Origin of the sequence: Pedobacter psychrophilus (genome assembly GCF_001652725.1) — a bacterium.
GTDB classification, from domain to species: Bacteria; Bacteroidota; Bacteroidia; order Sphingobacteriales; family Sphingobacteriaceae; genus Pseudopedobacter; species Pseudopedobacter psychrophilus.
The window spans coordinates 681,525-695,516 of record NZ_LWHJ01000022.1 but is presented as its reverse complement, the minus strand read 5'-3'; the positions used below and the strand labels follow the sequence as shown (position 1 = coordinate 695,516).

Below are 13,992 nucleotides of genomic sequence, written 5' to 3'. Positions count from 1 at the left end.
ATAATTTTTAATTTCATAGTTTTCAAAAAAATTTAATGGATAATAAATTGATTTTAGTTCGCCATGGACAGTCTGTTTGGAACCTCGAAAATAAATTTACAGGTCAAAAAGATGTGGAGTTAAGTCCTAAAGGAGAAGAAGAGGCAAAAGACGCAGGAGAACTATTAAAATCTACTTGTATTGATAAGGTATATACATCAACATTAATTAGAGCAAAGCATACATATGAAATTATTAAAAAGATTAGTGGTTTAGAAAAAATCCCTGTTGTAGAAAACAAGGCTCTAAACGAAAGAAAATACGGTGATTTAGAAGGTTTAAACAAATTTGATACTATAAAAGAGTTTGGAATTGAGCAAGTTCAAATTTGGCGTCGCTCTTTTGATGTTCGGCCGCCTAATGGAGAAAGTTTAAAAGATACTTATGATAGAGTTGTTCCTTATTTTAATTCTCATATAAAAAAAGATTTAGATAAAGGCTTAAATATATTGATTGTAGCACATGGCAATAGTTTAAGGGCTTTAATAATGTATTTAGAAAATATCTCTAAAGAAGAAATTATGGAAAGAGAAATTGCAACCGGGGTTCCTTTAATTTATAATTGGCCAATAAAGATTGTGAATAAATGATAGACCATAATAAGGTAGCAGATAGAGAAGCTATAATTTGGAGTTATCAGATTATTGGTATCAATCCAGAGGAAGAAGGTGATGCTATTAATTTAGAAAAAGTTCTGGCAGATTATCTCGATAATCTTGTGGTGCAAGATTTGAATCTACTTTTTTCTATATTATATCGCATTGATATTTCTCAAGAAAAAGCAGTTTCTGAACTATCAAAGAACTCAGAAAAAGAAACAGCAGGTGAAACTTTAGCAAGATTAGTTATTCAAAGGCAAAAAGAGAAGTTATATTATCGTAATCTGTATAAAATAAATCCCTCCAAAAATCTATAATCCTTAAGTTAAACCATTATTTGGATTGTTTTTTGTAAAGCATCCAGCATGTTAAATTATGTTGATTTTATTCTAATAGCAATTCTGCTATTGGCTGTTTACCAAAGTTATAGAAGAGGCTTTATTTTAGGAGCATTAGAGTTATTGGCTTTGGTAGCGAGTATATTTGCTGCTTTTTTAACCTATTTATACATTGCCACTTTCTTAGATGATCATTATCAAATTGAAGAAAGGTGGCTATTTCCACTTTCTTTTTTTATAGCAATTATTATAGCTCGGCTAATTATAGGTGCTATCATCTATAAACTCGTAAAAAATATTTCCAATAAAACACATCAAAGTCCGTTAAACAAAGTAATGGGCATTTTTCCTGGTATGATTAGAGGTCTTTTTTATTCGGCATTAATAGCCCTAATATTTTTGTTTTTGCCACTATGGCCAAGCCTGATATCAACAACCAGAAATAGTAAAATTGCAAACTTCTTAAGTCAGGAAATAGAAAATCTAGACAATCATATCTCTCCTGATATTAGTAACCAGGTAAAAAAATCTATCAGTAAACTTACCATAGAACCCGAATCAGATGATACTATATTTCTTCATTTCACAGTAAAAAACGCAAAAGCAAATGAGAATTTTGAAAATCATCTATACGTATTGGTTAATCAGGAAAGAAAAAAAGCTGGAGTTCCTCTTTTAGAAAGAGACACCGCTTTACGAAATGTGGCTAGAGAACATTCTGATGATATGTTTAAAAAAGGCTATTTCTCTCACATCAACCTAGAAAATGAAACACCTTTTGATCGTATTAAACAACATCAGATCAAATATTTAACTGCTGGAGAAAATCTGGCTTTGGCACAAACCGTAGACATTGCCCATACTGGTTTAATGAATTCTCCAGGACATAAAAAAAATATCCTTAACCCAAAATTTAGAAAAATTGGAATAGGAATTTTGGATGGTGGCATAAATGGAGTAATGGTAACTCAAAATTTTACTAATTAAAAGATTCGCAGTTTAACAAACTTATATTTTATCATTACTTTAGAAAAATGAATACCATTTTATCTATTGACGGTGGTGGAATAAAAGGAATAATCCCCGGAATGGTTTTGGTGGAGATGGAGAAGCGTTTAAAAGAAAAAACCGGAAATCCCGAAGCTTACATTGCAGAGTATTTTGATTTTTTTGCTGGCACCAGCACCGGTGGTATTTTAACTTGTTTATTACTTTGCCCTTCAAAAGACGATCCTAAAAAACCTAGATTTTCTGCCCAGGAAGCTTTAAACTTATACGTAGCAAACGGGCCAAAAATATTTTATAGTAAAGGTGTTAAAAGGTTTTTTGCAGATATTGGCTGGACAACAGAAAAATACGACGCTAAAGTATTTGAGAAACTATTGTTAGATTATTTTGGCGATGTTAAATTAAGTCAACTTATAAAGCCTTGTATCATTACTGCCTACAACATCGAGTTAAGGAAAGCCCATTTCTTTAGACAAAAAGTAGCAGCTACACGTGGCGATAGCCGTGATTTTTATGTAAAAGATGTTTGCAGGGCCACTTCGGCAGCTCCAACATATTTTAGTGTGGCAGAAATTCGTTCTTTAGCGGGTGTAAGATATCCTTTATTAGATGGTGGTATTTTTGCAACTAATCCCTCATTAAGTGCCTTTGTAGAAATCAAAAAAAATCCGGAAGAATTAATTCCTACTGATGTCTATATTTTGTCCTTAGGTACTGGAGCATCAAAAAAATCTTATGATAGTGATGAATTAAAAGATACAAAAGCTCTTTTTGTTGTTCCAGCTTTATTAGATATGATGATGAGCGGAGCTACCGAAACCAGCCATTTTTATATGAAACAAATCTTTAGTTTTTTGGGTATTTCTGATCATTACTTAAGGCTAGAACCCAGAAATTTGCAAAGTGTTGATGAAAGATTGGATGCCGCATCTCCTAAAAACATTAATAAACTAATTGCATTAGCAGATAGGATGATTAGCCAGCAAACACAAGTAATAGATTTAGTAATTGATAATCTCATCAAACTTAAAACAAAAGAATTATAATGAAACACGATATCTATGGCGATTTTTTAAGAGATTATCAAGCCGGAAATCATGATGTAGAAGTGCTATTAAATAATAATTATACCATTGCCGAAGATTTTCCTGTTGATGCATTTTTTAGGGAAGATGAAGACCTTAACGATATTGAAGTGTTTGCGTTAAACCTCTGCGAAGGAGAAATTTTGGATATTGGTGCAGGAGCTGGGGTTCACAGTTTAATTTTACAAAGAAATAATTTTGATGTAACCGCTTTAGAGATTTCTGCCGGAGCATGTGAAGTAATGAAACAGAGGGGATTGAAAAAAATAATCCATATTAATGTGATGGATTATGAAGAAAAAAAATACGATACACTTTTAATGATGATGAACGGAATTGGTTTTTGTGGATATGTTGATGAGCTTAAAAACTTTTTATTTCATGCAAAAAATCTCCTTAAACCAAACGGTCAAATTGTATTTGATTCTTCAGATGTTTCCTATTTATATGAAGACGAGCAACCAGAAACTGATAGCTATTATGGTGAAATAGATTATCAGTACGAGTATAAAGGAGAAAGTGGTGAATGGTTTTCTTGGCTTTATGCCGATGAAAGCTTAATGGCAGATTTGGCAAAAGAATGCGGTTATCAATTGCAAATTATGTTTAGAGATGATGATAATGCTTATTTAGGAAAGCTGACTTTAATTTAAAGTATTATTTTAAAAAATCACCATACCATTTTCCTGAGTTTTTAACCGTTCTTTTTAGCGTTTCAAAATCAATATGAATTATGCCGAAACGAGGATGATAGCCTTCTGCCCATTCAAAATTATCAGTTAAAGTCCAAACAAAGTAACCATCAATTTTATAACCTTCTTTTTTGGCTTTTAAAAGTTGACCTAAATTATCCTGAATATATTTTGTTCTCTGTAAATCAATTATCTCGTCATTTATTAATTCATCCGGAAAGGCAGCGCCATTTTCAGTTATCATTAATTTTTTAATCTGTGGATATTGATTAAATTTTTTGATCATTTGATACATCGCCTCTGGATAAACCTCCCATTTCATTTCAGTAAGCGTAACATTCCTTTTTTCTGCTTTTACCAATGATGCTTTTACATAAGGAATGAGCCATGAGTTTTTAATGATTTCACGGGTATAATTTTGAATCCCAATAAAATCGAAATCAAAAACCATATTTTTTTCATCTTCTGGAAAGCTTATTTTCTTAATACCTTTTAAAATTGGCAATTCCTCATCGGGATAACCCAAACCCAACAAAGGTTCTATATATAAACGGTTTAAAAGTGCATCTACTCTTTTTACGGCTTTTTTATCTCTTTCTAAATTTCGATAAGGCTCTAAATAAGAACAAGAAAATGTAGTTCCTATATTTGCTTCTGGAATAATTTCTCGCAGTTTTCTTGCGCCAGTTGCAATTGCAAGTGTTGTATAATGGATAGCAGGAAGAAAATTTTTCATCCCTCTCCTACCTGGTGCATGTAATCCTAAAAAATAGCCCGCTCCAGTAAAAACAACAGGCTCATTCATTACCATCCAATTTTTTACTTTATCACCAAAATTTTTGGCACAAACAGATACAAATTCTTCAAACCAGGCAATCACATTTCTATTTGTCCAACCACCTTTTTTCTCTAATTCATGTGGTAAATCCCAATGATAAAGCGTTATCCAGGGTTCAATACCCTGTGATAAACAATAATCAATAACGTTTCTGTAAAAGTTAATCCCGGCAAGATTAATTTCTCCGGTTCCATCAGGTAAAATCCTAGACCAAGCAATAGAAAATCTAAAATTTGGGATATTTAATTTTTTGATTAAATCAATATCTTCTTGATATCGGCTGTAAAAATCAGTTGCGGTATTGCCATTATGATTATCCCTGATTTTTCCTTTTTTGTTGGTGAAAGTATCCCAGATCGATAATCCTTTGCCATCTGCGTCATGAGCCCCTTCAATTTGATAAGCCGCTACAGAAACTCCCCATTTAAAATTGGGACCAAATTCTTCTTTTGAAAAATATACAGATGAGGAAAGTTTGGCGTCAGTCATTTAAAGCAAGCAATTAAATAGCTTGCAAAGTACATGGAATTTAATTTTTATCAAATCTTAATGAGAGAATAAAGCCCTCATTCTGTTTAAAAATAAAAATTCTTTGATTTGATTTATAGATTTTCTGATGAATTGTAATGCTTTCATTTTCTTATCCTTTTTATAAAGATAAGGAGCTAATGTTAAGCTAGTGTTTAGTTTATGAGAAGTTTCTATTTAATCGTTTTAATTAGTTCTAATATATTCTGGTATAAATCTGGTAATCTAAATTTAATAGTATCCCATAAAATTTGATTATTGACCCCAAAATATTCGTGTATAATGAAATTTCTAAAATCTTTTAGAATCCTCCATTCTATATTTTGATTAAGATTTTTGAAATCTTCAGGAATACGAGAAGATGCTTCTCCAATAATCTCAAAATTTCTTTCTACAGCGTCCTTTGTCTTAGAATCAGATTCATAATCTTCGAAACTTAAGTTTTTTGTATAATCTAAAATTTTTTCAATTGAAAAGTTAATGTCTTGTAGAAGAAGGCGAGTATCTCGACTAGACATGTATCAGATTTTTTTCTATAAATGGAAGATATTTCTCTTTTACTCCACCTCTTGATACTAAATCAATTTTGTGTTTAAATGAATCTTCCAAATCATGAGCTAATTTGATATAGTCAAACCCATCTATGTGTTTATTAAAATCAACAAAAATATCAATATCACTTTTATTAGTATAAGTACCATTCGCAAATGATCCAAATAATCCTAATTCAGAAATTGGATATTTTTGTTGCAACAATGGTTTTAGTTGCGATAGTTGATGAATTATTTTTTGAGTATCGTAAACCATATTTCAAATATAAAGGATTGAATTAATTTTTACTAAACTGATATACAAAACATACTTTCAAAAACATGTCCTTTTTCTACACTTTGTATTCCTTCTTTTAGCTTAAACTCTTTTAATTCTCCATCATGATCAGAACATCCTAACCAGGGTTCTAAGCAAATAAATGGTGCATCTGCCTTAGTCCATAAACCTAAATAGTTAAAATGAGGGAATTCTACTTTAACTGTTTTTGTGCTGAATTTACTTTTCAAAGTAATAGCTCTTGATCTGATATTCTTAAAAACTAAAGCATCGTTTTCAAACAATGATTTAGTTAAACTTAATTCTTGATTATTTGTAGGAATTTCTGTTGTTACTCCATTAAATAAACCTTCGGGATTAATTTGATGAGCAATAAGTTTTTCATCGTATTGAAATTTTATGCTGTAATCTTCAAAATTTTCTCCTTTTACTAAGGGTACATTAAATGCTGGATGAGCACCAACAGAGAAATAAACTGTTTTATCATCCATATTAATGACTTTATACAGCGTTTCTAAAGTGCGACCTTTTAAATGGTAAACTACTTGAAATTCAAATTTATAAGGATAAACCTTTAAAAATTCTTCATCGTATCTAATCTCAAAAATGGCTTGTTGTGGTGCAGCTTCAATTTTCCGAAACGTAGAAGTGCGGGCAAAACCATGACGATTTAAATGATATTTTTCCCCATCAACTAATAAAGTATTGTCTTTTAAAGCCCCAACAATTGGAAAAAGATGTGGAGCGTTAAATCCCCAGATATCTTTACTACCACTCCAAATATATTCGGTATGATCGTTTTTATCAATTAAAGAGATAATTTCTGCACCTTTTGGATTAATGGTGACTTTTAATTCTTCGTTCTCTAAAACAATCATACTATTTATATTTTTTTAAATTTATCAGCCAACATTTTTAACATATCTTCATTTGCCGGCCCATTATCCTTTTTTGGTTTTTGTTGTTGATGTGGCTTTTGTTCTTGATTTATAGGCTTTTTAAAAGCTGGTTTTGTTGGCACATTTTGTATTGGTTGCTCCTCTTTAATTTCCTTTTCAACCGGCTTATGTTTTTGTCTTTCCTCATTTTTTTTATCACGATGTTGCTTCCAAAATTTGTCTAACCTGTTTTTGGTATACAAAGGGAAATCGCCATTCATAATCCAAGAATAATAACTTGGTTCGGTATCAAACACATCAAAAAGCGTTTTACCTTTATGCTTTCCAAAATTGAAGCAAGGATCGTCATTATCATTAAAAACCATTCTGCCGGCAAAATCTACAGGCTTATTTAAGTTTGTAAACTGATGCAAAGCCTCAACATCATTAACAACTGGTTGTGAGATATTACCTTTTTTATCCTCAAAATCTACTCCTTTATATTTATCTAATTGAGAAAGTAAAACTTCATAAGTAGCTCTAATATCTGCTTCGGCAGAATGTGCGTTTACAATTTCTTTACCACAGTAAAATTTATAAGCAGCTTTTAAAGTACGTTGCTCCATTTGATGGAAGATGTTTTGTACATCTACAAACTTTCTATTATCAATATCAAATTTAACTCCAGCTCTTAAAAATTCTTCTACCAACATCGGAATATCAAATTTATTAGAGTTGTATCCGGCCAAATCAGCGTCTCCTAAAAAAGCAATAATTTCTTGTGCTACATCTTTAAAGGTGGGTGCATCTTTAACATCTTCATCGTAAATACTGTGTATCAAAGAGGTCTCTAACGGAATAGGGATGTTTGGTTTAATTTTCATTGTTTTTATTTCTTCTGTTCCATTTGGCATGGCTTTAAGGATAGAAATTTCAACAATTCTGTCAGAAGCTACGTTAATTCCGGTGGCTTCTAGATCAAAAAATGCCAATGGACGTTTAAGGTTTAATTTCATTTAAATTTGATATAAGATTTTGATTGTAGATGTATATTATTTTGTCAATTTAACTAAAAATTAGAATCCCTAGCAAAATACCTACCACCATTATAACATAAAGCAGTATTTCGTTACTTGCAAATTGTTTGTATTTGCTCCAAAATGAATAATCATCTTTATTTTGATTCATTATGCATTGTTTTCTTCGAAAATGAAGGTCGGGATTTTTTAGGGGGATTAAAACTAAATTGTATTTAGTTGAAGAAATATTGATTACAAACAGCGTAGGATTTTGTGCTAATGATAAATGTGACATCATTATTCTCTTTTTCATAAATAATCAAACGCAGTCCTATTAACTTCTCATGGGATAAATAACATCCTTTTTATGATGAACTAATGCATCTAAAACATTTTGCACAAAATTGATTTTTTCTTTCTTTTTGTTCTCCATGTCATTATCAATTGGACCTTTGTATTTTAAAATCCAATCATTACCCTTTAATTGCAGTATATAGGCAGTTGGTGTGCTACGCAAACCATAATTCTTAGTAACTTCTTGAGTGGAATCTTGTAAATAAGGGAATTCGTAATTTTCCTTTATCGCATTTTTAACCATTTCTTGAGTAGTTTCTTCAAAAGCATAACTTGGGTTACTTGGATTTAAGGTAATTACCGGAAAACCATTTTTTGAGTTTTGGGTATGTAAATCTTTAATTCGTTGACGATATTTTATGCAATGGTAGCAACCATTAGTCATGAAGATAATTACCACGCCTTTTTGGCTTTTATAATCATCAAGGCTAACCATTTTAGCTTGATTAGGAACTGTATTAGGTAAATTGAAACCTGTAACTTTACTACCTAAATGCAAGGTATCAGTATTAAAAATACCCGCTTTAGATGAAAAACTAATCGCTAAAAAACAGATTACTAATATTTGGAATCTTATAAAATTATTTTTCATTTTTCCATTTAATTGAGCAGCCAATCGCTTTGGTTTGGGTAATTTTAGGTGTTTTGTTATTCGTTATAGCATCGACGGCATTTTCCGCATAACGTATTTTTCCATCAGGATTTACGTCTTCAGTATCATTATCAATTGCACCAATATAAGCTACCTCCAAACCTTTCTTGGTTTTCTGAAGTAAATAAACGTGAGGTGTTGCTTTTGCTCCATATACTTTGGCAACGTTTTGAGTTTCATCAAATAAATATGGGAAAGTATATTTTTTTTCTTCAGAACGCTTTATCATATTATCAAAAGAATCTTCTGAGTAAGCTTTTGGGTCGTTTGGGTTAATGGCAATTACTGGATAACCTTTTGCAGCATATTTTTTATCTAAATCCATAATCCTTTGTTCATATAGTTTTGCATAAGGACAATGGTTACAAGTAAAAACAACAAAAAAGCCTTTCGCATTTGGATAATTTGCTAACGATACCATTTTTCCATCAACATTATTTAGAGAAAAATCAGTTACGATTTCTCCTATTTGATAACCACTTTGTGCCTTTGCTAAACTTGTAAAGCCAACCAACAAAATGGTTAAAATTTTGATTTTTATACCGATGATTTTCATGTTTATTTATTTTCTAAATATACTTTTTCTAATTGCAGATAAGTAAATTCTTGTTCGTAAAATTTTCTTGTACCTTTTTGCTTATTTACGATTAAAGTTGCTGGTAAAGAACCTGTCCAATCCTTACTTATTTTATCGATATATAGTTGCTCAGATTCTTCATTGATTACATAAACTTCAGATTTTAAATTATTTCGCTTTACAAAAGGTATAACTGCTTTATCTAATTTTGATTTAAAATCAACACTTATTAAAATAACTTTTAAAGGTTGATTTCGATAGGTAACTCCAAGTTTTTCAAAATTTGGTATTTCTTTTACACAAGGCGCACACCAAGTTGCCCAAAAATTAATCACATAAATAGTGTCTTTTCCCTGGCCTATTCTTTCTTCTAACTGATCAATAGAAAGTAATTTTACCTGAGCAGACAATGATTTTGAAATAGTAAAAGTGAACAGAAATAAAATAATGTATTTAATTTTCATTGATTGTTAACGAATAAATTGAAGATACATTTTATTAATCAGATTCATTCTACAGTTCCACCTCGAGAAAAATATTTGTAGGTATATGGATTTTGTAACTTCTCAATCATTACTCCTTTTTTAGTGCTGGCATGTACGTAATAACCATTTTGGAGATACAAACCAACATGACTAAACTTTTTTCCATCATAATCAAAGAAGATTAAATCTCCTTCTTTAAACTGGTTTTCGTATTTTCTTTTGATAATTTCTACTTGCTGGCTGGTTATCCTGGGTATTTGTTTGTGATACACATCTTGATAAATCAGAAAAACCAATCCAGAGCAATCTATTCCGCTCTTGCTTAATCCTCCAAATTGATATTTTGTGCCTTCCCAATCGTCGATAAATTCATAGAGCTTTCCGTTTTTAATAGCTCCTTTAGAAACCCCCATTTCATCCGCATATTTAGAGGCGATTTTATTAGAAGGTTTTTCTAATTGATAATTTGAATGTCTAACTGCCCTCTTCTTAGATTTACAAGAAGTAAAAATCAATAAAGAACAGATAATTAAAAAGAAATAATAGATATTTTTATTCAAAATGAAAGGTTGATTTGTTTTTACACTCCCTAATTTAAAAAAATTAGGCTAAATAAAAAACCCCTGATTTTAAACAAAACAGGGGTTTTAAAAATTTATTACTAAAAAATTACTCGTTTTCTATCAACGGCATTTCTTTCTTTTTTCTGTTTGCCAATCTATTTTTAATTTTTGCTCTAATTAAATACATAGAAGGTACTAAAACCAATGTTAAGAAAGTACCAAAAATTAATCCGAATATCATGGTCCATGATAAAGGACCCCAGAAAGCTACGTTATCTCCTCCAAAATAAATATGAGGATTACCTTCTGTAAACAAAGTTGCGAAATCTAAATTTAAACCAATTGCTAACGGAATTAAACCCAACATTGTTGCAGTAGCGGTTAACAGAACTGGAGTCATCCGGGTTTTTCCTGCTTCTAATGCAGCTGCAAATGGCTCCATACCTTGCTCAATTAATAAATCGGCAAACTCTACCAATAATATCCCATTTCTTACTATAATACCAGCTAAAGCTAAAATACCAACACCCATCATTACAATAGACATTTCCATTTTAAAAATACTGATACCCAATAGTACCCCTATAATACTGAATATAACTTCTACCAAGATAATTAATGGTTTTCCAATAGAGTTAAACTGCATTACCAAAATAATTAACATTAAAAATCCAGCTATCATTAAAGCCGTAACCAAGAAAATCCCCGTTTCCTTTTGCTCTTCTTGCTCGCCAGCCATTTTAATTTGCACACCATCCGGAGCACTAAACTGATTAATTTCATTTTGAATATTGCCTACAACTTCATTTGGATTATAATCGCCTAAAACATTAGAAGATAAAATAATAATCCTTTTTTGTTGTTTACGCTTAATACCACCGTAGGTATTTACATAATCAATTTTTGCAAAAGCAGATATTGGAACTTGACGAATCATACCACCCATTCCCATATCGCGATAGGTGATTTTTAAGTTTCTTAAAGCTTCTAAACTGTTTCTTTGACTTTCAATAGCTCTAATATTGATCTCATAATCTTCATCTAAATCTCTAAACTTAGAAATTTCTTTACCATATAAAGCCGTCCTTAAAGACATTGCAATCTGACCACTAGAAATTCCTTCTCTATTAGCTCTTTCTCTATCAATATCAAAAATAATCTCTGGCTTATTGTTTTGAAAATCTGATTTTAACTCTTCAACACCATCAATTTTTTTAGATACCAGATAACTTTTTAACCTTTCTGATGTAGAAACTAAAGAATCTAAATCATCGCCTGTAATTTCTATACTAATTGGTTTTGATGTAGGTGGGCCACCTTGTTCTTGAGTTACAGAAATTTCTGCTCCGGGAATACCTTTAACTGCTTTTCTTATCTCTTCTAAATAAACGGTTGAGGGTTTGTCTTTACGTTTACCAAATTCAACGAAAGCAACGGTTACTTTCCCTCTATTTGGGTAATCTCCTTGATCTTCATCTTGTGGGTCTGTTACACCCTTTGTTACGTTAGAAATAATAGATGATACGTTTTGCTCTCCAATTTTATTAACTACTGAAGTAACCGTTTTTTCTACCTTTTTGGTTATCTCATAAGTGTAAGCCTGATCTGTACCTACAGGTAAATTGATATAAACATAAGCGAAATTAGGATCTGCTGTTGGGAAAAACACAAACTTTGGCTGCCTGATCATTGTGAAAATGACAGAAAAAACTAATAAACCCAAAGTACTTAATAACATTGTGTAAGGACGATGTAAAGCCCACTCTAAAAATCTACCATACTTATCTTGAAATTTAGGCCAGCTACTTTTTTGGAATTTTCTAATTACTTTTTCTAAGAAGAAATGCTGTAATAAATACAATAGAGCTGCTAAAACTACAAAATTGCCTAAACCGAAATTGATGAAATATGCAATAACAGCAATAACTCCCATGTACATCAAAACCTTCTTCACCTTTCTATCAAATTTCGGATCATATACTTCATCAGCATCATGAGATTCCATAAAATCGACGGCAAAAACCGGGTTGATAATATATGCAACTAGTAAAGAAGCTAATAAGGTAATGATTAAGGTAATCGGTAAAAAGAACATAAAATCACCAATAATACCTGGCCAAAACGCTAATGGTACAAATGGCGCTAATGTGGTTAATGTTCCTGATAATACGGGAAGAAACACCTCTCCTGCTGCCATTTTAGCTGCCTTTTTTATAGGTACCTTTCCATTATCAAAAATACGGTGTGTGTTTTCAATTACCACAATGGCATCATCCACTACTATACCTAATGCTAATAGGAAAGAAAACAGCACAATCATATTCATGGTAAAACCAATGCTTGGCATAATCATAAACGCAATACACATAGAAAGTGGAACGGATAGCGCCACAAAAAATGCGTTGGTTACGCCCATAAAAAACATCAAAATAATGGTTACTAAAACGAAACCAATGACGATGGTATTGATTAAATCATGTAAAGTGGTACGGGTTTGATCAGATTGATCTCCAGTTGTAACTATCTCTAATCCTTTTGGAAATTCTTTAGCTTTCATTTCGGCAATAATTTCTCTGATTTTATCAGATGCCTCAATTAAGTTTTCTCCAGAACGTTTTTTAACATTTAAAGTAATTACGTTTTTACCGTAAAGTGTAGAAAATGATTCTTGCTCTTTAAAACCATCTACAACGTTTGCAATGTCTCTTAAATAAACTGCTGCTCCAACTGGATTATTAATTACCACGTTTGAAATCTCTTCTGCAGATTTAAAATCTTTTTTAATGTTTAGCGTACGTCTAACACCATCAATTGGCACAGTACCACCAGAAGCCGATATGTTTTCATAACCAATAGCTCTTTCAATATCATCAAATGATATTTGCGTAGCGGCCATTTTATTTAAATCAACATTGATTTGTACTTCTGGATCTAAAGCACCAACAATATCAACTCCAGATATTTCTGTTAATGATTCTATTCTCTCTTGCAAATCATCCGCGTAACCTTTTAAAGTTTTTAAATCATAATCACCTGAAAGGTTTAAATACATAATTGGCAAATCGGCCAAATTAATATCCATCACATTCGGGTCATCGGGTAAATCATTTGGTAAATCTTGTTTGGCTTTATCTACCGCATCTTTAATTCTTTGCTTAGCATCTGTTAAATCAATACCCGAATTAAACTCTGCAGTGATGAAAGAGAAATCCTGATAAGAGTTTGACGTTATTTTTTTTAAACCCTGTACCCCTTTAATTTCTTTCTCTAATTGCTTGGTTACCAAATTTTCCATATTTGATGGTGATGTACCAGGATATATGGTAGAAACAAATATTTTAGATATTTTAATCTCCGGAAAATTTTCTTTTGGTAAGCTTACATAAGAAAAATATCCTATGAGCAAAAGCATTACAGTAAGCACATAAATAGCTGTTTTATTATCTATGGCCCAACTAGATGGTTTAAATTCTTTTTCTATGTCTTTCATCTTATATTTTTTTGATGAT

At 31.3% G+C, this 13,992-nt stretch carries 15 protein-coding genes; 5 read left to right on the top strand and 10 right to left on the bottom strand.

Going from position 1 to position 13,992, the window contains the following annotated elements; all coding sequences use genetic code 11:
• Positions 1–35 precede the first annotated feature (35 nt).
• The 5 genes from A5893_RS07915 to A5893_RS07895 are packed head-to-tail and all read left to right on the top strand — an operon-like array spanning position 36 to position 3,722.
• Positions 36–629, top strand: coding sequence for a 2,3-bisphosphoglycerate-dependent phosphoglycerate mutase (locus tag A5893_RS07915; protein WP_068821995.1), 594 nt, complete (start codon positions 36–38; stop codon positions 627–629).
• Positions 626–955 carry a hypothetical protein gene (locus tag A5893_RS07910; protein WP_068821994.1) on the top strand — a complete coding sequence of 110 codons (330 nt, stop codon included), beginning with the start codon at positions 626–628 and terminating at the stop codon, positions 953–955. Before A5893_RS07915 ends, A5893_RS07910 begins: the two co-directional genes overlap by 4 nt.
• Positions 956–1,003: 48 nt before the next feature.
• A complete protein-coding gene (locus A5893_RS07905) occupies positions 1,004–1,963 on the top strand; it encodes a CvpA family protein (protein WP_068821993.1) in 960 nt (319 codons plus the stop codon).
• A 47-nt stretch (positions 1,964–2,010) separates the two neighbouring features.
• Positions 2,011–3,030 (top strand): patatin-like phospholipase family protein, encoded by a 1,020-nt coding sequence (locus A5893_RS07900; protein ID WP_068821992.1) that lies wholly within the window; start codon positions 2,011–2,013, stop codon positions 3,028–3,030.
• Positions 3,030–3,722, top strand: a complete 693-nt coding sequence (locus A5893_RS07895; protein WP_068821991.1) for a class I SAM-dependent methyltransferase — start codon at positions 3,030–3,032, stop codon at positions 3,720–3,722. Before A5893_RS07900 ends, A5893_RS07895 begins: the two co-directional genes overlap by 1 nt.
• 4 nt (positions 3,723–3,726) lie before the next feature.
• Here A5893_RS07895 and A5893_RS07890 read toward each other — a convergent pair whose 3' ends face one another.
• From A5893_RS07890 to A5893_RS07840, 10 genes are all read right to left on the bottom strand, one after another.
• Positions 3,727–5,088: a GH1 family beta-glucosidase gene (locus A5893_RS07890; protein ID WP_068821990.1), complete on the bottom strand. Its 1,362-nt coding sequence runs from the start codon at positions 5,086–5,088 to the stop codon at positions 3,727–3,729.
• Positions 5,089–5,300: 212 nt separating this feature from the next.
• Positions 5,301–5,645 carry a HepT-like ribonuclease domain-containing protein gene (locus A5893_RS07885; RefSeq protein WP_068821989.1) on the bottom strand — a complete coding sequence of 115 codons (345 nt, stop codon included), beginning with the start codon at positions 5,643–5,645 and terminating at the stop codon, positions 5,301–5,303.
• Positions 5,638–5,934 carry a nucleotidyltransferase family protein gene (locus tag A5893_RS07880; RefSeq protein WP_068821988.1) on the bottom strand — a complete coding sequence of 99 codons (297 nt, stop codon included), beginning with the start codon at positions 5,932–5,934 and terminating at the stop codon, positions 5,638–5,640. The genes A5893_RS07885 and A5893_RS07880 overlap by 8 nt, the downstream gene beginning before the upstream one ends.
• A gap of 32 nt (positions 5,935–5,966) precedes the next feature.
• The gene (locus A5893_RS07875; protein ID WP_068821987.1) at positions 5,967–6,833 is read right to left on the bottom strand and encodes an aldose 1-epimerase family protein; all 867 of its coding nucleotides are present in this window, start codon (positions 6,831–6,833) and stop codon (positions 5,967–5,969) included.
• 5 nt (positions 6,834–6,838) lie between these two features.
• A complete protein-coding gene (locus tag A5893_RS07870; protein ID WP_068821986.1) occupies positions 6,839–7,849 on the bottom strand; it encodes a 3'-5' exonuclease in 1,011 nt (336 codons plus the stop codon).
• A gap of 337 nt (positions 7,850–8,186) precedes the next feature.
• The gene (locus A5893_RS07860) at positions 8,187–8,798 is read right to left on the bottom strand and encodes a redoxin domain-containing protein (protein WP_157687522.1); all 612 of its coding nucleotides are present in this window, start codon (positions 8,796–8,798) and stop codon (positions 8,187–8,189) included.
• A complete protein-coding gene (locus tag A5893_RS07855; protein WP_068821983.1) occupies positions 8,788–9,414 on the bottom strand; it encodes a thioredoxin family protein in 627 nt (208 codons plus the stop codon). Before A5893_RS07855 ends, A5893_RS07860 begins: the two co-directional genes overlap by 11 nt.
• A gap of 2 nt (positions 9,415–9,416) precedes the next feature.
• The gene (locus A5893_RS07850) at positions 9,417–9,899 is read right to left on the bottom strand and encodes a TlpA disulfide reductase family protein (RefSeq protein ID WP_068821982.1); all 483 of its coding nucleotides are present in this window, start codon (positions 9,897–9,899) and stop codon (positions 9,417–9,419) included.
• A gap of 44 nt (positions 9,900–9,943) precedes the next feature.
• On the bottom strand, positions 9,944–10,480 hold the full coding sequence (locus A5893_RS07845; protein WP_068821981.1) for a C40 family peptidase: 537 nt from the start codon (positions 10,478–10,480) through the stop codon (positions 9,944–9,946).
• Positions 10,481–10,589: 109 nt separating this feature from the next.
• Positions 10,590–13,973 (bottom strand): efflux RND transporter permease subunit, encoded by a 3,384-nt coding sequence (locus A5893_RS07840; protein ID WP_068821980.1) that lies wholly within the window; start codon positions 13,971–13,973, stop codon positions 10,590–10,592.
• Between the last annotated feature and the right edge of the window lie 19 nt (positions 13,974–13,992).

Coding starts and splice junctions, on each gene's coding strand:
- A5893_RS07915 (WP_068821995.1), top strand. CDS start 36: ATGGATAATAAATTGATTTTAGTTCGCCATGGACAGTCTGTTTGGAAC.
- A5893_RS07910 (WP_068821994.1), top strand. CDS start 626: ATGATAGACCATAATAAGGTAGCAGATAGAGAAGCTATAATTTGGAGT.
- A5893_RS07905 (WP_068821993.1), top strand. CDS start 1,004: ATGTTAAATTATGTTGATTTTATTCTAATAGCAATTCTGCTATTGGCT.
- A5893_RS07900 (WP_068821992.1), top strand. CDS start 2,011: ATGAATACCATTTTATCTATTGACGGTGGTGGAATAAAAGGAATAATC.
- A5893_RS07895 (WP_068821991.1), top strand. CDS start 3,030: ATGAAACACGATATCTATGGCGATTTTTTAAGAGATTATCAAGCCGGA.
- A5893_RS07890 (WP_068821990.1), bottom strand. CDS start 5,088: ATGACTGACGCCAAACTTTCCTCATCTGTATATTTTTCAAAAGAAGAA.
- A5893_RS07885 (WP_068821989.1), bottom strand. CDS start 5,645: ATGTCTAGTCGAGATACTCGCCTTCTTCTACAAGACATTAACTTTTCA.
- A5893_RS07880 (WP_068821988.1), bottom strand. CDS start 5,934: ATGGTTTACGATACTCAAAAAATAATTCATCAACTATCGCAACTAAAA.
- A5893_RS07875 (WP_068821987.1), bottom strand. CDS start 6,833: ATGATTGTTTTAGAGAACGAAGAATTAAAAGTCACCATTAATCCAAAA.
- A5893_RS07870 (WP_068821986.1), bottom strand. CDS start 7,849: ATGAAATTAAACCTTAAACGTCCATTGGCATTTTTTGATCTAGAAGCC.
- A5893_RS07860 (WP_157687522.1), bottom strand. CDS start 8,798: ATGAAAAATAATTTTATAAGATTCCAAATATTAGTAATCTGTTTTTTA.
- A5893_RS07855 (WP_068821983.1), bottom strand. CDS start 9,414: ATGAAAATCATCGGTATAAAAATCAAAATTTTAACCATTTTGTTGGTT.
- A5893_RS07850 (WP_068821982.1), bottom strand. CDS start 9,899: ATGAAAATTAAATACATTATTTTATTTCTGTTCACTTTTACTATTTCA.
- A5893_RS07840 (WP_068821980.1), bottom strand. CDS start 13,973: ATGAAAGACATAGAAAAAGAATTTAAACCATCTAGTTGGGCCATAGAT.